The organism is Streptomyces sp. NPDC055078 (assembly GCF_053607985.1).
The window spans coordinates 1-16,742 of sequence record NZ_JBSGUP010000109.1; the positions used below are offsets into that span (position 1 = coordinate 1).

General features: G+C 68.0%; 17 protein-coding genes, 1 tRNA gene and 1 pseudogene. 2 read left to right on the plus strand and 17 right to left on the minus strand.

Going from position 1 to position 16,742, the window contains the following annotated elements:
• Positions 1-73: 73 nt before the first annotated feature.
• The 7 genes from ACWF94_RS12460 to ACWF94_RS12490 all read right to left on the minus strand — a co-directional run bounded on the left by ACWF94_RS12460 (position 74) and on the right by ACWF94_RS12490 (position 5,760).
• Entirely contained in the window at positions 74-1,465 is a 1,392-nt protein-coding gene (locus ACWF94_RS12460) for a DUF3987 domain-containing protein (RefSeq protein WP_453487313.1), read from the minus strand.
• Positions 1,462-1,806, minus strand: coding sequence for a hypothetical protein (locus tag ACWF94_RS12465; RefSeq protein ID WP_453487314.1), 345 nt, complete (start codon positions 1,804-1,806; stop codon positions 1,462-1,464). Before ACWF94_RS12465 ends, ACWF94_RS12460 begins: the two co-directional genes overlap by 4 nt.
• Positions 1,807-1,874: 68 nt before the next feature.
• Positions 1,875-2,345 (minus strand): Lsr2 family DNA-binding protein, encoded by a 471-nt coding sequence (locus ACWF94_RS12470; protein WP_453487315.1) that lies wholly within the window; start codon positions 2,343-2,345, stop codon positions 1,875-1,877.
• 777 nt (positions 2,346-3,122) lie between these two features.
• Positions 3,123-3,914, minus strand: a complete 792-nt coding sequence (locus tag ACWF94_RS12475; protein WP_453487316.1) for a hypothetical protein — start codon at positions 3,912-3,914, stop codon at positions 3,123-3,125.
• A gap of 17 nt (positions 3,915-3,931) precedes the next feature.
• A complete protein-coding gene (locus ACWF94_RS12480) occupies positions 3,932-4,111 on the minus strand; it encodes a hypothetical protein (RefSeq protein ID WP_453487317.1) in 180 nt (59 codons plus the stop codon).
• Positions 4,112-4,850: 739 nt separating this feature from the next.
• Positions 4,851-5,510 (minus strand): hypothetical protein, encoded by a 660-nt coding sequence (locus ACWF94_RS12485; protein ID WP_453487318.1) that lies wholly within the window; start codon positions 5,508-5,510, stop codon positions 4,851-4,853.
• A gap of 85 nt (positions 5,511-5,595) precedes the next feature.
• Positions 5,596-5,760 carry a helix-turn-helix domain-containing protein gene (locus tag ACWF94_RS12490; protein WP_453487319.1) on the minus strand — a complete coding sequence of 55 codons (165 nt, stop codon included), beginning with the start codon at positions 5,758-5,760 and terminating at the stop codon, positions 5,596-5,598.
• A gap of 363 nt (positions 5,761-6,123) precedes the next feature.
• Between ACWF94_RS12490 and ACWF94_RS12495 the strand changes: the two genes are divergently transcribed.
• Both ACWF94_RS12495 and ACWF94_RS12500 read left to right on the plus strand, forming a co-directional pair.
• On the plus strand, positions 6,124-6,498 hold the full coding sequence (locus ACWF94_RS12495) for a helix-turn-helix domain-containing protein (protein ID WP_453487320.1): 375 nt from the start codon (positions 6,124-6,126) through the stop codon (positions 6,496-6,498).
• A 79-nt stretch (positions 6,499-6,577) separates the two neighbouring features.
• On the plus strand, positions 6,578-7,774 hold the full coding sequence (locus ACWF94_RS12500; RefSeq protein ID WP_453487321.1) for a tyrosine-type recombinase/integrase: 1,197 nt from the start codon (positions 6,578-6,580) through the stop codon (positions 7,772-7,774).
• Between the two features lie 88 nt (positions 7,775-7,862).
• On the opposite strand, the gene ACWF94_RS12505 is transcribed toward ACWF94_RS12500, so the two are convergent.
• The 10 genes and pseudogenes from ACWF94_RS12505 to ACWF94_RS12550 all read right to left on the minus strand — a co-directional run.
• Positions 7,863-7,950, minus strand: a tRNA-Leu gene (locus ACWF94_RS12505).
• 246 nt (positions 7,951-8,196) lie between these two features.
• On the minus strand, positions 8,197-8,589 hold the full coding sequence (locus ACWF94_RS12510) for a hypothetical protein (RefSeq protein WP_453487322.1): 393 nt from the start codon (positions 8,587-8,589) through the stop codon (positions 8,197-8,199).
• Between the two features lie 157 nt (positions 8,590-8,746).
• Entirely contained in the window at positions 8,747-9,922 is a 1,176-nt protein-coding gene (locus tag ACWF94_RS12515; protein ID WP_453487323.1) for a sugar phosphate isomerase/epimerase family protein, read from the minus strand.
• Positions 9,919-11,388 (minus strand): alkaline phosphatase family protein, encoded by a 1,470-nt coding sequence (locus ACWF94_RS12520; protein ID WP_453487324.1) that lies wholly within the window; start codon positions 11,386-11,388, stop codon positions 9,919-9,921. The genes ACWF94_RS12515 and ACWF94_RS12520 overlap by 4 nt, the downstream gene beginning before the upstream one ends.
• A 28-nt stretch (positions 11,389-11,416) precedes the next feature.
• Positions 11,417-12,586, minus strand: a complete 1,170-nt coding sequence (gene eboE / locus ACWF94_RS12525) for a metabolite traffic protein EboE (RefSeq protein WP_453487325.1) — start codon at positions 12,584-12,586, stop codon at positions 11,417-11,419.
• A 12-nt stretch (positions 12,587-12,598) separates the two neighbouring features.
• A complete protein-coding gene (locus ACWF94_RS12530; RefSeq protein WP_453487326.1) occupies positions 12,599-13,447 on the minus strand; it encodes a TatD family hydrolase in 849 nt (282 codons plus the stop codon).
• On the minus strand, positions 13,447-14,094 hold the full coding sequence (locus tag ACWF94_RS12535) for an EboA domain-containing protein (RefSeq protein ID WP_453487329.1): 648 nt from the start codon (positions 14,092-14,094) through the stop codon (positions 13,447-13,449). The genes ACWF94_RS12530 and ACWF94_RS12535 overlap by 1 nt, the downstream gene beginning before the upstream one ends.
• Before the next feature lie 5 nt (positions 14,095-14,099).
• Positions 14,100-15,092 carry a sugar phosphate isomerase/epimerase family protein gene (locus ACWF94_RS12540; RefSeq protein ID WP_453487327.1) on the minus strand — a complete coding sequence of 331 codons (993 nt, stop codon included), beginning with the start codon at positions 15,090-15,092 and terminating at the stop codon, positions 14,100-14,102.
• Entirely contained in the window at positions 15,089-16,393 is a 1,305-nt protein-coding gene (locus tag ACWF94_RS12545; RefSeq protein WP_453487328.1) for an SCO3242 family prenyltransferase, read from the minus strand. The genes ACWF94_RS12540 and ACWF94_RS12545 overlap by 4 nt, the downstream gene beginning before the upstream one ends.
• A pseudogene (locus ACWF94_RS12550) lies at positions 16,390-16,742 on the minus strand (inositol-3-phosphate synthase); the annotation flags it as partial. The pseudogene ACWF94_RS12550 and the gene ACWF94_RS12545, both read right to left, overlap by 4 nt.

A 16,742-nucleotide genomic window follows, 5' to 3' on the forward strand; every position in this document is an offset into this window, starting at 1 on the left:
CTGCTGGTCTGACCCGTAAACCCAAACCGCCCCCGTTCCGGCATGATCCGGAACGGGGGCGGATGTGGGTTGGTTAGAGGAGTGCGCGGAAGGGGTTGGGGTCGAGCGGTTCCGGCTTCCTGACAGGGTCCGGCTCCGGAACCGGGATCGGTGGGGGAACGGGGGGCTGTGTCGGTGCCGAACGGTAGGTGTCCATCCGGACGATGTTCGTCCCGCTTGTTTCCGTTACTGTCCGCTTGGCCGGCTGAGGGGGCCTGGTCGGCTCAGGGTGAGAGGAACCGTCACCAGGAACCGTGAACACAGTCGCCGGTCGGCCGCTCTTCCCGTTCCGTTCCACAGTGACAGTGATGCCCGGAAGAGCTTTGACCTCAGCCGCTGTGGCACCGACGAATGGCAACACCTGAGAGGACGTGGCCCGTCCTCCGTGCAGTTCGATTCGGGCCCGGACCCTGTCCGCAAGGCTGAGCGGCTGACGCTTCACCTTCGGGCCATTGGCCCCACGGGTGATTCGTACGACGTCCTGAACCGAACGGCGGACCAGTGTGAAAGCGGCCGACAGGATTTCGTCCGTGATGACCTCTGAGCGCTCCGACGCTGCGAGGCAGGCAGCGACGCGAAGAGTCTGTTCGGCCGTCCGCTCGATGAACACTGCCTGAGAATCGGGCAGCGTCTCACCCAGGATGCGTGCGTACCGGCGGATGATCCGCCACAGGGGCCGTGCGCTGTCAGCAAGCGTGATCACGCGTCGCCGTGCGGTGGCCCACGCGTATGCGTCGGACAGTTCCCCCGTGCTGTCGACGTCGGGCAGGCTGATCCGGTCATCGTCGAGCATGGGAGCGGAGCCGAGCTGAAACGGGAGGATGCGGTTATAGGAACCCCCGGCGGCATCGGAATGCGCGAGGTATTTGGTCCAGTCCGATGGCGTGATGTGGGCATGGAGAACCATGGCAGGGTCCTTGACCTCTTGGGGACCCTCCTTGGTCGTGTTCCTTAGGGGAGAGCTGGAGTCCCATGCAGCGCGGAGTTTGGTCGTGAACGACGGATCACGCTTGACCCGCTTCAACACTTCCGTCCACTCCTCTTCCACCACCAGGGCCCGGACGTCACGCCCCTGTTCCGTCTCCGCCGTTGCCTCCTGTTGCTCCCACAACATGTTGACCAACGATGCGCCCGACGTGATGCCGCTTGTGGTGTGCGTGGCCAGGAAGCGGCCAAGGGATGTGTCGAGCACATGGAGCGCGGCCCGGAGTGCTGATCCTTTACCACGTCCCGTTCCAGCTACCAGGGCGGACCACACGAGAACGGGGCGGGTGCTGCCACGGGACGACACCTTGACCGTTCCGCCGATCGCGGCCGACCACATCGACAGCGCGGCCACGTACACACCCAGCGCATCAGTCTCCAGGAACGGGGCGATCTTGCGAACGGCTCGACCGATCGGGCCATACAGAACGGGGGTGCTCATGCTGCTGTCGCTTCCTCACGTCGGGGGTGCCTGTGGGCAGGTGCGGCATGACGCCACCGGCCGTCGTCCTTGATCAAGGCTTCCGGGTTGTTGCTGTTCGGCAGACAGAGAGGAACGGCGTCCCCGCCATCGGAGGGGACCACGGCCGCGCGGGTCCGGGACTCGTTGGCTCCGCCCACCTGTGCCGCGCTCTTGGCCGCTGCGACCGCGAACGGATCAGCGGTGACGATGCCGGTACGTCGCTTGCCGTATGGCGTGGACCAGGACACCCAGCTACCGGGCGCGTAGTCGCGCTTGCTCTGCCTGCTACCGGCCCCGTATCCCCGTGCGTTCTTCCACATGCTCAGATCACTCGGGCGGGGGTGCCGACCGCCCCCACAGACGGTCGGCACAGTCTCGAGAGCGGCACTCAGGCCGCTGCCGCTTTTCCCGCAGAACTGTCGTCCTGGTGGGCCATCCCATACGCGTGCCGGACATCCATCGGGATACGCCCCTGAGAAGCCAGGGTCCAGCCGTTGGCACGGGCCCACTCCCGGATCAGCTTGTTGCGCTCCCGCTCGCTCATCCCCGAACGGACGGTCTTCACCGGCTCCGGGAGCGGGTCACCCCCGACCAGCTCACCCGCACACACAGCGGCCTTGAACCGTCCGGGCGCGCGAACGTCCATGCAGGGGATGCCGCGCTCACGCGCGGCCAACAGCTTGGCCGCGTTCCGCTCTCCTCCCTCACCCAGGATCAAGAGAACGGTCGAGTCGTCCGCACGGCCGACCACGGTGTAGCCGAGGTTCCGCACCGCTTCCCTCGCCGACTCCCAGTCGTATCCGGGCACTTCCCCGCTCAGCATGACGGACCGCACGGGCACGGGCTCAGACTCGGTCACTGCCTCACACTCCGGCTCCGCCTCCGGGGCAGGATCAGCAACGGCCACCGGCTGAGGAACGGCAGGCACCGGCTCACCACACGGTTCGTCAGCAGCCGTCAGACCAGAGCCGAGAGCATCCACCAGGTACCGCCCGAACGTGGCGCTGTGCTCAACACACAGGTCCCACGTCCGCTCCCCGAGAGTCAGTGACTCACCCGCCTCTACCTCAGAACCGTCACGCGCAATGTGGGCATCACAAAGAGTGCGCTCAACAGGGACAAGAAAAGTCCGTCGCATGACTGAGTTCCTTCGGCTCGACCAGAGTGGGAAGTCCCAGAGGCGGCGGAGTCCCAACCCCCCTGAGGGCCGCTCCCGCATACAGCTCTGAAACTCCCCACATCCTCACCCACCCCTATCACGAAACAATAACTATAAGATTTCTAACGCATTACACATGGGGGTAATGGATCCCTTAGAAAGGAATGGGGACCGCAGGGGCGCCTTCCATTCATCGTGTACGGGTTTCGTTTATTCAGCGGTTCTCGCAAGTGGAGAACAGTTCCCGCTGACTAGCCCGTTCCAGGGCCCTCGAAATGGCTCATAATGGGTTGCCGGCGGACCATTCTTGGTGATTTTGACGCCATTCAGATTGTCCGTGTCCAGGAAATCGTCATCGGACACGTAGGGACCCTCATCCGGGCAAACAATGAAAAGGCCCCTGCGGTTGCAGGGGCCCATATTTCGCGCGTCAGGCGGGTCAGGTATCGGCGGTCTTCATAAATCCTTAGACCACCTTCACCATCTGCTGGTGAAGCCACCATCGCCATTCGCCGAGTAGGTCGCAGTTGAAAGCCTCCGGCTAGGGCTGCGGAATGGCGTCGTCGGCTCTTCTGTCTCGTTCTCGGCCACGAACTCTCGCAGCTCGACAAGGTCACCTGAGTACGTCGTCACAAGGCCGAGATCCTGGGCACATTTGTAGGTGATACGGCCGTCACCGTTCGAGTCCCAGACAGCCACATCATCTTCAAGGCTGCCGTCCCATCCACGCCCCATAGGTGTATTGATGGCGCTGCCGGAGACTGCCCACAGGAAACGGCTAACGCTGGCACTCACGCTGTCGCGCGCGGCTCGCGCCTTCTCCATGGCCGTCACGTACTCCTTCTGCGCCTTGTCTGTCTCCTTCATGGCCTGAGAGGCCAGGGCAGGCATTTCCGTCAGGATGGCTCGTTCAACGTGCTGGGTTGCTTTCTCTACGGCTTCCTGTAGCGCGGGGACCATCTGCCGGTACTCGGCAACCCGAGCCTCCACGGCGGCCATATGGGCTTCCTTGTCGGGCAGAGGCTTTCCCCCTGCCACTGCCCGAACCTCCTGATCCTTTAGCTCTCGCTCTGCCGTAGCAATAGCGGGGACTACGTACCTCGGATTCTGGTGGTTGTACGGAGTCCTGTTGATCTGCTGACAGTCTGCGTTCTTTGCCCTGTACGCATTGAGGCGCGCGGCCAGGTCATCCCGCTTCTTGATCAGCTTCGCCGTATCGGCCGAGAACTTGAAACCGAAAGGGACGGGGGTACGGAAAACAGTGGTCATGGCTTCTGCTCCTCCGGCTACTTGCGGCCCAGCATGATGTCATCAAGACGCCCTTTACGGCGCGCTTCGTTGATCTCTTCACGCGTCATGCTGGACAGCTCTTCTCGGGTGTATTGGTAACCTTCGTTCGCCTTTTCCAAGGCGACTTGAATCTCACGCTCAAACAGGTGTGAGAAGTAGCTTCGTGGATCTGTCATTGACCAGCCTCCATTTCGGGATACACAATCGCTGGCATCTCCTCGGCCAGCGTCGCCCTCATCACTTACTAATCAACTCGGGTGCCAGGAACGGTTCCCAGCGCTTGGTACGGGCCTAGACCGGAACGGCTTGAGAACCTGAGCGATGGCCTCAGCCGACGGATTCCCGTCCTCACCGACAAGCTTCGAAGCATCCAGGTAACGGGTGAAAGCCTCGGGCAGTTGAACACCTGCCCTGGCTGCCTGAGCCATCAGTTCAGCCTGTGCCAGCCTCCCCGAATACTCCCGCAGTACCTCGGCCCGGATTACCTCGGCAGAGTCCGGGACAGATTCCGCCTGATCCACGGACGGCGCTTCACTCTGATTCTCCAAAACATCATCTCCATCAAACTAAAATTACCCATTAGTAACTGATGATCTAAATCCAGTCTTTAGGCATTCACTAGAAGATTTCCTAGGACTAAGACTTTCTGTCACTAGGGCCGCTCTTGGGGCGGCCCTGTTACCTCACAAGAGGACAACGTAAGAGAAGACACTGCCCCCCTTACCCCCCACTGTGATGTGTCCAGAAGGAAGCAAGGGAGGAGTGTGTTTCTCTACGCTGCCCCCTCACAGGGAGGTGTCCGCAGAGCCTCATATCGACTTAGGAACTGCCCGGCCCATAGGCCGTGCCAGAGGCACACCGCCGAGTGTGCATGGCCCCAGAGGAAAACCCCTCCACAGTCTCTGAATAAATGCTTCATCCCCTCTGGGGAAGGTTGAGTTCCTCCCACACGTCCCGGGACTGCTGGAACTGGTCAGTACACGTTCCCCCGACCTTCGGGTTCCTCTTCCAGGTGGCCACGTCCGCTCCCTCGCCTGAGGGGCGGTACGACAGGTTCCGATGGGTACCCACCGAGATACCTCTACGCCTGAGGCGCTGAGTGCGCCTCTTAGCGGCCTTCTGGTGCCCAGAGCAGTACTTCCGAGGCTGCCCCTTCCCCCGTGGTCCCCCAGAGGCATACAGACGCTCATTGCAGCCCATCCACCGGCACCCTTCCGGGGGAAAGCTCCGACGCTCGATCAGAAAGCCCGAGCCGTACTTTTCCCCCGACTCCCGTGATGCGGCCAGCAGGGAGAGCAGTTCGCCGTAGCAGTCGGGCTCATTCACGCCCGGACGCTCCGACATCAGGTCGGCCATTTCACGGTATGCCCGTTCCGGGTCGAAGTCAGGCAGTGCCGCCACGACGGAGGTCAACCCCAAAGGGACCAACCCGCTGTGGGCAGCCGCAATCCGATCGAAATCTGTCTCCTCGCCTCCCCGCCACGGGCTTGGCCAGTCCTCCCGCTTTTCCTCTCCCGCCTTGGTCAGAAAGTCGGTTGCCTGCCGTTCAAGCCTGCTGCGGCCCCAGTCGTCCACGGGGGGAATTTCCCTGTTCACGTTGCCCTCTCGAAACGAAAAGGCCCCCGAGTCGCCTCGGGGGCCCAGTTGGTTACCTAACTAATCAAGACTGTTCGTCAAGCCACTTCTCCAAATCGCTCCTGCGGCAGCGCAAAGACTGACCTACTTTCCGGAAAGGGATCTTTTCCCGCTTCCACGCCCCGTACACCCAGGAACGGGGCTTCTTCAGATGCTCAGCCACTTCATCAACGGTCATCAGCTTGTCCATTCGCGTCCTCCCTCGGGCCGTTCAGTGGGGGGCGGTTTCGCCCCCCTTGCCGTCTGGCCTGATTCCATCCTCACCCATGCCGAACCAGTGGCGTCAGGTTCGGAACAGTGATCCACCTCACTATTCCGAACTAGATGCAAGCTGTTCGCCCTTGGTGCTATCGTCGCTTCCGTGAACACACCAACACCACACAGTCGAGACGGCGAAGAGTGGAGCAGGGACGGTGACGAACTGGTCTGGCACCGTACCTACGGGCCATGGCGAGTCATTGCCCGATGCCCTGCCGGAGCACCGTTCACCGGCCCGTCAGAACTGAAGATCACCCTTGGCGTAGGTGGCACCGCTGAGGATGTCAACCGGGGTATGGCTGAGGCTCTGGAGACCGACGGAATCCCGGCGAACCTGCTGCGTCAGATCCCGCTTTCAGAGATCAAGGCTGAAGCGCGTGCAGCCTTGTCCCGGCAAGGGGACCGGTCAACCAATGTCCCGTACCCGGTCCCGGCGCGCTGCCGGACTGAAGAGGACTACGCGCTACTTGTCGCGGAACTGGCGAGGATGCGCGCAACCGGCACCACCGCCCCACAAGGAGAGTTGGCCGCCCGCCTGGGCATCGGCAAGGCCACCATGTCCGAACGCATCAAACGATCCAAGGAACTGGGCCTCTGGGACGGACAGCGGCTCACCGGCAAGGCGAACACAATTCTCATCCAGTGGCACCAGAAGCAGGAAGGCAGCTAGCGCATTGGCGAAGCGCGGTAATGGGCTTGGGGGGACTCCGGTGGAGATCCCGCGCAAGGGCCGACCGAACACATGGGGCGTGCGTACGCCCCTGCACATCAACAAGGCCACAGGCCAGAGGGAGCGCTATTGGATAGGCCGGGAGTTCGTCACCAAGACGGCAGCGGAAAAGGCGCTTCGGCAGTGGCACACCGAATATGACGCGGGAAAGATCGTTTCCCGCTCAGACATGAAGCTGGGTGACTGGCTCGACAAGTGGCTGTCGAATCTCAGGAAGGAGGGAACGACCGTGGCCGGTTACGAGACCAAGATCCGTCTGCACATCAAGCCGCACATCGGCGGTGTGAAGCTGTGCGACGTCACCGATGACACCCTTGACGACCTGTACCGGCTGCTGGAATCCGCACCGTGCCCCACGAACAAGGGGAAGCCGCTGGGAGCAAAGAGCGTCCGACACGTTCACAACATCCTGTCTGGGGCTCTCGGCGCGGCAGTGCCCAAGCTGATATCCGCCAACCCGGCAGCAACGGCGCACCCGCCGACCGCACGGCAGATCCGGGCCCAGGAACAGAAGTACCCCACCCTGGACGACCACCAGACGGGCCGGTTCCTGGGGACTGTGTGGGAGCCGTGCGGCAACCGGGCCTGTGACAGGGGCCTGACTCACCACTGCCTCAGAGACGCCCCTCTGTGGACCGTGTACGCCGCTACCGGCGTACGCCGCAGTGAGGCCCTGGGCATGAAATGGTCGCTCATCCGCTGGGAAGAGGGAGCTATCGAACTGGGGTGGGTCGTGGTCGAAGAGGGCAACTCGTACCGCCTGCGTCGACTCACGAAGGATGGCGACGACAACGCCGTGATCTACGTGGATCAGTCCGTGATGAACGTCCTCAAGTGGCAGAAGGAACGCCAGGACGCAGAGCGGAAACAGCTTGGCTCCGCCTGGACGGATCACGATCTTGTGTTCGCCCGGGACGGCTTCAAGCTGTACCGGGGCGAGGCAGGCGGGCCCCAGGATCCCGAGAAAGTCTCGGCACGGTGGCGAACCCTGCGTACCCGGCTCCGACTGCCGGAGGACTTCCGTATTCACGACTGGAGGCACAGCAAGGTCACGAACGATCTGGAGGCCGGAGAGAACCCTGTAGAGGTCTCCGCGAACGCCCGGCATCACTCGCCTGGCTACACCATGGCCCGGTACGGCCACTCACGTAAGGACGGAGCGCGCCGACTGGCCGCCTCCGGTGCGGGCCGACTCGGCCTGTCCTCCCTGGTCTGACCTAGGGAATCTTCAGGCTGTTGGTCACGTGGTTGGTCACGCCACAGCCCAGAAATGCAGAAAACCCCTGATCAACAGGGGTTCCAGCTGGTGTCCGAGGGGGGACTTGAACCCCCACGCCCGATAAAGGGCACTAGCACCTCAAGCTAGCGCGTCTGCCATTCCGCCACCCGGACGAGTGGACCGCCGCGGTTGCCCGGGGCGACAAGGACAACGATACCAGGGCTCCGGGGTGCCTCTCACCCGTATATCCCGTGGTCAGTGGGGTGCGGGGCAGCCGATCGGGGGACGGGGGAAGGGCGGGGCGACGCGACCGCAGTGGGTATCCGTACGGCTGCTGTCAGTGACGCGGTCTTCGCCCGCGGTCCTGGACCGGCGGCCGGGAGTCGTCCGCCGGAACGGCCTCCGCGTTCCCCGGAACCTCAGCCGAAGGCCCAGAGACCCGCGCCGCCGGCCAGACCGCCGGCCACACCGACGGTCACGCCCACCAGCTGGACCGCACGTGCCCCCGGCGCCGGCGCTCCCTCCCTGAGGGCGAGCAGAAAGACGACGGCGGTGGCGGCCAGACCGTTGACCCCGGCCATGATCAGCGTGAGCTTCCACTCGGTGGCGCCGGTGAACGCCCCGGTGACTCCCTGGATCACCAGCGCCAGGGCGGCGGTGACCAGGAACGGGGAGCCGTAGCCCGCCCACCGCGGGGCCGTCGCCCTCTTGCGCCGGCGCAGGTCACGGACGCCCGCGACGACGATGACCACCCCCGCGCAGAGAGGCCAGGAAACGGCGAGCACCTTCACTGTGCTCTCGGTCAATTCCATCGGTAGCCACCTGAGGACGCGCGGGCGGCGGGCGGGGCGGCGCCGCGAGGCTCCCGGGGTGTTCCGGGGGCCTCAGGGCTCAGAGGGTACCGGCGGCGGGATCGCCGCCGCCGGTACGGGTGGTGGGGGGACGTAAGGCGGTGGGCACGGCCGGGCCTCAGCGGCGGCGGCGCAGCGCGGCGAGGTTGTCGTAACCGGTCTTCGCGTACTCCAGGGACTGGCCGGGCACGGTGCCGCTGGGGGCGTTGTCCTGCTCGACCATCGGGTTGTGGTAGTTGCGCTCGCCCACCCGGGAGAAGAACCGCTCGTAGTCGATGTCACCGGTGCCGAACGGGACCATGTCGTAGCCCTGCCCACTCGATGTGTTGATCACCCCGTCCTTGGCGTGGAACAGCGGGTACCGCTTGTTGTGGCGGTCGACGAGCCGCGCCGGGTCGAAGACGCTGGTGCGCTTCCTGCCCTCTTCGTCGGTGTAGGTGTGGAACTTGTACCGGGCCACATGCGCCCAGTAGATGTCCATCTCCAGCCAGACGTTCCTCGGGTCCGTCCGCCGCAGGAAGTACTCCAGCCTGCGGATGCCGGAGCTGCGGGTCGGGCGGCCCTGGGCGTCGAGCGGGCCCCGGTCGAGGAGGAAGTCGTACGCGCCGTCGTGGTTGTGCGTGTAGAGCTTGATGCCGGCGCGGCGGGCGATGGCTCCGAGGGCGTTCCACTTGTCGGCGGCGACGTCCCACTCGGCCTGGGTGGCGCCCCAGGTGGGGTCGCCACCGGTGCCCATATGGCCCATGCCGAGGATGTTGGCTATCTCCAGGGCCTGCTTGAACCGGTCCAGGTCGGGGGCGCTGAGCGGCCAGGACCCGGGGATGAAGCCGTGGTTGCCCTGGGCGCGCAGCCCGTAGTCGTCCAGCCAGGAGCGGAGCAGCCTGGCGCCCTGGGGGGAGTCGAGGTTCGCGCCGCCGGGGGCGTTGGCGTGCTGGCCGTATCCGGCGAACTCGACCTGCCGGTAGCCGTAGCGGGCGAGCTGCTTGAAGACCTCGCGGAAGCCGGAGGGCAGATCGGAGGCGAGCGGGTCGCGGCCTGTCGCGTCCCGCACGGTGTAGAGGATGAGGCCGCGCTTGTGGGCGGGGATGAGGGCCTTGCGGTCGTGGCCGCGTCCCTCGTCGTCGTCCTCGTCGCGGCCCTTGCCGTCGGCGAAGGCGGGCGACGCGCCGAAGACGGGGGCGGCGACCGCCGCCGCGCCGACGGCGGTACAGGTGCTGAGGAAGCGGCGGCGGTCGACGCCGAGGGTGCGGCGCAGGGCGTCGTCGGTGCCGGGTTCGTCCTTGAACGGGGTCACGGTCTCTCTCTTTCGGCTGAGGGTCGGGGAACGGGGTCGGTTGCGGATTCGGTGGTGGGTCCGGTGGGAGCGGCGCCCCGGGTGAGGCCGGCCAGGTGGAGCAGCAGGGACTTCACGTCGGTGGCCGCGACCCGGCCGTCGACCGCGTGGGGGGTGGAGCACAGCAGGAGCGGACCTTCGTCGTCGCTCGGGGGGAGGCGGCCGTGGCTGCCGCGGATCGGTGCGGGGTCCAGCGGTACGACCGCCATGCGGTAGCGCATGCCGAGCTTCTTGCGGGCGACGGCGGTGGCCGCCCTGACCTTGACGTACGGGTCGAGCGGGTCCATGAACAGCTCGACGGGGTCGTAGCCGGGCTTGCGGTGGATCTCGACGAGCTGGGCGAAGTCGGGGGCGCGGGCGTCGTCGAGCCAGTAGTAGTACGTGAACCAGGCGTCGGGTTCGGCGATGGCGACCAGTTCGCCGGAGCGCGGATGGTCGAGGCCGTGCTCCTTCTTCCCCTCGTCGGCCAGCAGCCGCTCGATGCCGGGGAGGCCGGCGAGGGCCTCCCGGGTGGCCTCCAGGTCCTCGGGCCGGCGGACGTAGACATGTGCGATCTGGTGGTCGGCGACCGCGAAGGCGCGGGAGGCCATCGGGTCGAGGTACTCCATGCCGTCCTGGGTGTGGACTTCGAGGAGGCCGGCGCGGCGCAGGGCGCGGTTGATGTCGACGGGGCGGCTGACCCGGGTGATGCCGTACTCGGAGAGGACGACGACCGTACGCCCCTCGCGCCGGGCGTCGTCGAGGAGCGGGGCGATGGCGGTGTCGAGTTCGGTGGCGGCGCGGTGGGAGCGCGGGTCGTCGGGGCCGTAGCGCTGGAGGTCGTAGTCCAGATGCGGGAGGTAGCAGAGCGTCAGATCGGGGTGGCGGGTGCGCATGATGTGCCGGGTCGCGTCGATGATCCACTGGCTGGAGACGAGATCGGCGCCGGGGCCCCAGAAGTGGAACAGGGGGAAGGTGCCGAACTTCCCGGTGAGTTCGTCGTGCAGGGCGGGGGGCCGGGTGTAGCAGTCGGGTTCCTTACGGCCGTCGGCGTAGTACACCGGACGCGGGGTGACGGTGAAGTCGGTGTCGGCGCCCATCGCGTACCACCAGCAGACATTGGCCACGGTGTAGCCGGGGTGGGCGCGGCGGGCGGCGTCCCAGACCTTGTCGCCGGAGACGAGGCCGTTGTGCTGGCGCCACAGCAGGATGTCGCCCAGTTCGCGGAAGTACCAGCCGTTGCCGACGATGCCGTGTTCGGCGGGGAGCGTGCCGGTGAGGAACGTGGACTGGGCGGCGCAGGTCACCGCGGGCAGCACGGTGGACAGGGGCGCCTGTGAGCCGGACGCGGCGAGCGCGGTGAGGTTGGGCATGTGCGCGAGCAGCCGGGGGGTGAGGCCGACGACGTCCACGACCAGCAGGGGGGTGGGACTTGCGCTGTCGCTCATGGCAGCTCCTTGAGTCCGACGCAGCCGCTCATGGCAGCTCCTTGAGTCCGAGGCCGGCCAGCAGATCGCGGGCGAGGGTGAGTTCGGCGGCGATGCCCTCGGCGAGCTGGGTGCGGTTGCGGGGGCGCAGCTCGGCGGGGAGTGCCCCCCAGGTGTAGGTCTCGACCTCCAGATGGCGGGTCGTCGGCTCAGGGCCGCCGACGAGGAGCGCCAGGGTGTCCTCCAGTACGGGCAGGGTCGAGGTCAGCGGCGGGGCGGGCGGGGTGTGCAGGGGGACGTGGAAGTGGGACCGCCAGGGGGCCGCGTCGGGCAGCGCCTGGCCGGAGACGGCCTCGCCGAGGTCGTCGGTGCCGCGCAGCCCGGCGGCCGTACGGGTGCGGGTCTGGTGCAGAAAGCGGGGTTCGTCGAACGCGGCGAGCGCGTCCCGTACCTCGGGGAGGTGGGGTTCCTCGGCGTGCAGGGCGGCGGAGAGCTGGGCCTTGGGAATGGTGATCCCGGCGGCGGCGAGGGCGGCGAGCGCGGTACTGGGGTCCTCGAATGAGGTGGCGAGATGGCAGGTGTCGACGCAGACTCCGAGCCGGTCGGAGCCGATGGCGGTGAGGGGTCCGATCGCGTCGGCGGTGGTTTCGACGGTGCAGCCGGGCTCGGGTTCGAGGGCGACCCTGATCGACTTCCCGGTGAGGTCGGCGAGGGCGGTGAGCCGTTCGGCGAGGGTGCTGAGTGCGGTCATCGCGGCGGATGCCGCGGCGGGGCCGAAGTCGGTGCGCCAGGCGAGCGGCAGGGTGGAGACGGTGCCTTCGGTGACATCGTCGGGCAGCAGCGCGGCGAGCAGCCGGGCCAGGTCGGTGGTGTGGGCGAGGCGTTCGGGGTCGGACCAGTCGGGTTTGTAGACCCGGTACTTGACGGCTTCGGCGCCGAAGCCCTCGTACGGGAAGCCGTTGAGGGTGACGACCTCCAGACCGCGGCGGTCCAGTTCGGCGCGCAGTCCGCGCAGTGCGGAGGGGTCGGTGATCAGGGCGCGGGCCGCGTCCCTGGCGAGCCACAGGCCGATGCCGATACGGTCGCGGCCGAGGCGTCTGCGGACGGGTTCGCAGTGGTCGCGGAGCTGGGCGAGGACGCCGTCGAGGGTCTCCGCGGGGTGGACGTTGGTGCAGTACGAGAGGTGGACGACTGTCCCGTCGGGGTGACGGAAGCGCATGGCTCTCCCCTCTTATTCTCCGCCGCGCAGGATGGAGTTGCCCTCGTGCAGGGTCTCGGGTGCGGGTACGTCGAGCTGGAGGCGTCCGCTGATGCCGTAGAACGCGACGGGGTTGCGCCACAGCACCTGGTCGACGTCGTCGTCGCTGAAGCCCGCCGCGAGCATGGCGTCGGCGACCTTACGGGTCTTGAGCGGGTCGCTCCTGCCCCAGTCGGCGGCGGAGTTGACGAGGACCTTCTCCGTTCCGTACGTCCTGAGGACGCCGACCATCCGGTCCTCGTCCATCTTGGTGTCCGGGTAGATGGAGAAGCCGAGCCAGCAGCCGCTGTCAGTGGCGTGCTTTACGGTCGTCTCATTGAGGTGGTCGAGGAGGACGTGCTCCGGGGGGAGGGCCGATTCGCGGATGACGTCGACGGTGCGGTGGAGACCGGCGAGCTTGTCGCGGTGCGGGGTGTGGACGAGGGCGGGCAGTGCGTGGTCGGCGGCCAGCTGGAGCTGGGCGGCGAGGGCGGTGTCCTCGGCGGGGGTCATCGAGTCGTAGCCGATCTCGCCGACGGCGACGACGGAGTCCTTCACGAGATAGCGGGGCAGTTCATCGAGGACGGGGGTGCAGCGGGGGTCGTTCGCCTCTTTGGGGTTGAGGGCGATCGTGCAGTGGTGGGCGATGCCGTACTGGGCAGCGCGGAAGGGCTCCCAGCCGAGGAGGGCGTCGAAGTAGTCGTAGAAGCTGGCGGGCGAGGTGCGGGGCTGGCCGAGCCAGAAGGAGGGTTCGACCAGGGCGCGGACTCCGGCGTCGTACATCGCCTGGTAGTCGTCCGTGGTGCGGGAGGTCATATGGATATGGGGATCGAAGATGCGCATCAGGACTCCTCGGCGGGCGACGGGGACGGCTCACCGGTCAGGGTCAGCACACGGATGAGATCGGCGGGTGTGTCGCGGCCGGCGGCGGTGCGCTCGGCGGCGTAGTCGGCGAGCATGCGGGCCAGTTCGCCGTCGCCTCGGGCGCGGTGCTCCAGGCCGTCGACGGCATCGACGGGGACACCCGTGAAGAGGCATTTCAGGACGGCGTGCCGCCATCCGTGCGCGTCGAGGTGCCGGGCAGCGTAGGGGCCGACCGCGGCGGCGACGAGCCGGGTGTCGTTGGTGCGCAGTGCGTCCTCGATGAGCGGCAGTGCGGCGGCGGGCGGGGTGAGGCCGTCGAGGTGCGGGAGGGCGAGGAGCAGCGCGCGGCGCTCGGCGGCGCTGCCCTGCTGATAGAGGCGGGTCAGGGTCGGGCGGTCGGGCCGTGCCGCGATGAGGAGCAGCGTGCGTGCGGAGTCGGCGTTGTCCTGGCCGCAGTGGCGTCCGGCGGCGGCGAAGCGCAGTTCCCAGGGGGGTGGGGCGGCTTCCGGCATCCCGGGGGTGCGGGTCACCCGGGCAGCGCGGGCCGCTTCGGTGAGGGCCGTGTCGAGCCAGGCGCGGGCTTCGGCGGTGAGACGGGGGGCGAGTTCCTCGCGGATCGTCGTCATGGTCGTCATGCCGGCGTCGCTCCGTTCCTGCGGAGGAACTCGATGGAGGTGCGGGCGAGTTCGGGGCCCGCGTGGGAGTGACGGGGTAGTTCTACGACGGTCAGGCCCTGGTAGCCGGTGGCTGCGAGGGCTTCGAGTACGGGCGGGAAGTCGATCTCGCCGTCGCCGAAGGGGAGGTGTTCATGGACGCCGCGGCGCATGTCCTCGATCTGGACATGGCGCAGCCAGGGCGCGGCGTCGCGTACGCAGTCGGCGGGCGAGCGGTCCTCCAGGCACTGGCAGTGGCCGATGTCGAGGGTGAGTCCGAGGGGTTCGGGGTCGCCGAGCAGTTCACGGAGGTGATGGAAGTCGTCGAGCGTGGCGAGGAGATGGCCCGGCTCGGGCTCGACCGCGAGGGGTACTCCGGCGCTCCGTGCCGCTTCGAGCACCGGGGTGAGCGACTCCGCCAGTCTCTTCCAGGCGGTGGCCGGGTCGGTGGCATCGGGGCCGTCGGGCACGACGCCGCTGAAGCAGTGCAGGGCGTGTGCGCCGAGGTCGGCCGCGATCTCCACGGCGGTCACCAGCAGGCCGGTACGGGTGGCGCGGGCGGCCGGGTCGGGGTCGAGCAGGGAGGGGCCGTGCTTGCGGCGGGGATCGAGCACATAGCGGGCGCCGGTCTCCACGGTGACATCGAGCCCCAGCGCGGCGAGCCGGGCGGCGGTGTCGCGGACGCGGGTGAACAGGCCGGGGGCGAGGGGGTCGAGATGCATATGGTCGAGCGTGAGTCCGACGCCGTCGTACCCCAGGTCGGCGAGGAGGGCGAGGGCGTCGGGCAGCCGGAGGTCGGTGAGACCGTTGGTGCCGTAGCCGCGGCGCGGGGGGGGGGGGGGGGTCCGGGCGGACGGCCGGTCCGGGGTCCGGGCTTCGGTGGGTCGGGCCTGGGCCGCTCGGGCTTCGGTGGCTCGGGCTCCAGTGGCTCCGGCCTCGGCGGCTCCGGCTTCGGCGGGGGTGGGGCTCATGTCGGGCTCACCTTTCGTGCGAGCTTGCGGGCGAGCGGGACGAGTCCCATCAGCGCGAGCGCCGTGAGCCGGCCTGCGGGGTGTCCGGCGCGGGCCGCCAGGGCGGCCTGGAGCGGGATCATCGCCCGGATGCCGCCGCCGACGGCGCGCTGGGTGAGCGGTGGGGAGGGGTTGAGCGCGGCGTGCAGATAGGGGGTGGCGGCGGTACGCAGGTACTTCGCCGCGAGGGCGGAACGGAGGAGGTGTCCCGCGTAGGTGTCCGCCCCGTGAGGCCCGGCTGCTGGCCGGGTGCCGAGGCCGTCCGCCGTCGGGAGAGTCTTACGCGGCGGGTCGGCGGCGCGGGGCTCACCGCCGGGGCGTACCGCTGCCGCACGGACGCCCAGCGCGAGGGTCGCGGCGAGTGCGGCGAGAGGGGTCAGCGGTGCGCCACCCTGGGTTTCGTGCCGGGACACCGAGGTGACGGCGTAGGTGTGGGCGCCGAGGGTGAGCGCGGCGGTTGCCGCTGCGCGGGCGGGGTGGGGGGTTCCTCGTGCTGGCCTGTGCGGGCCCTTGCCGGGGCTCCGCCCCGGACCCCGCGCCTCAAACGCCGGCGAGGCTGAAAATGCCGACCCGGTCGCACCGGACGAAGACCGAACAACGCCGGGAACCGGACCCAGCGCCTCAAACGCCGGCGGGGCTGGATTTGCCGACCCGGTCGCCCCGGGCAGCGGGCGGGCGGCACCGGACACCGGCGAGGCTGGGTTTGCCCGTCCGGCCGACTCCGTCGCCACCGCGCCCAGAAGGAGGTCGAGGGCGCGGGCGGTTGCCATCGCGGCGGGGCCGGCGGGGGTGTGTTTGAAGTGGAGGTTGTAGGACCAGACGGTGGCGGTGAGGAGGGTGGCGGTGGTGAGGGCGGGGCGGCCGGCGCGGGCGGCGAGGGTGAGGCCGCCGGCGGTGAGGACGGTGGCGGCGGTGAGGGCGGCGGCCGGGGTGATGCGGCCCGAGGGGATGGGGCGGTGCGGCCGGTCGATGGCGTCCTCGTCGCGGTCGGCCCAGTCGTTGAGTGCCATGCCCGCTTCGTAGAGACAGAGCGAGGTGCCGAGGGCGAGCGCGGTGCCCCGGTTGGGGCGGGCGCCCAGGGAGGCGGCCCCCGCGAGGGCGTCGCCGGGCACGGTGAACAGGGCTGAGAGACGCAGCAGTTCCGCCCAGGCGCGCGGCTCCGGCACCAGGGGGCTCGCCCGCCGCAGCAGGCCCATGGCACTCGTGAGCAGAGGGCGTCGGCGGCGGGAAGGGGAGGAGAGCACCCGGCCGAGGAGGGTCACCGGGTCTCCCGCAGTCGTTCGGCGAACGAGAGCAGGGCGGTGAACTGGTCGGAGAGGGCGGACGGCCCGCCGTCGGGGTCCTTGAAGTAGAAGCCGAGGCCGGGGAGCGGGCCGGCGATGCCCAGCTCATGGGCGCGGGCGGTGAGCCGGGCCAGGTCGAGGACGAGGGGCGCGGCGAGGGCGGAGTCACAGCCCTGCCAGATGGTCTGGAGGATCATGCGGGAGCCGAGGAAGCCGTCGAAGGCGATGTGGTCCCACGCGGTCTTCCAGTCGCCGAGCGCCGGGACGTCGTCTATGTGGACCTCGCCCTCGGGCGTGTGGCCGAGGGTGTCGGCGAGGACCCGCTCCT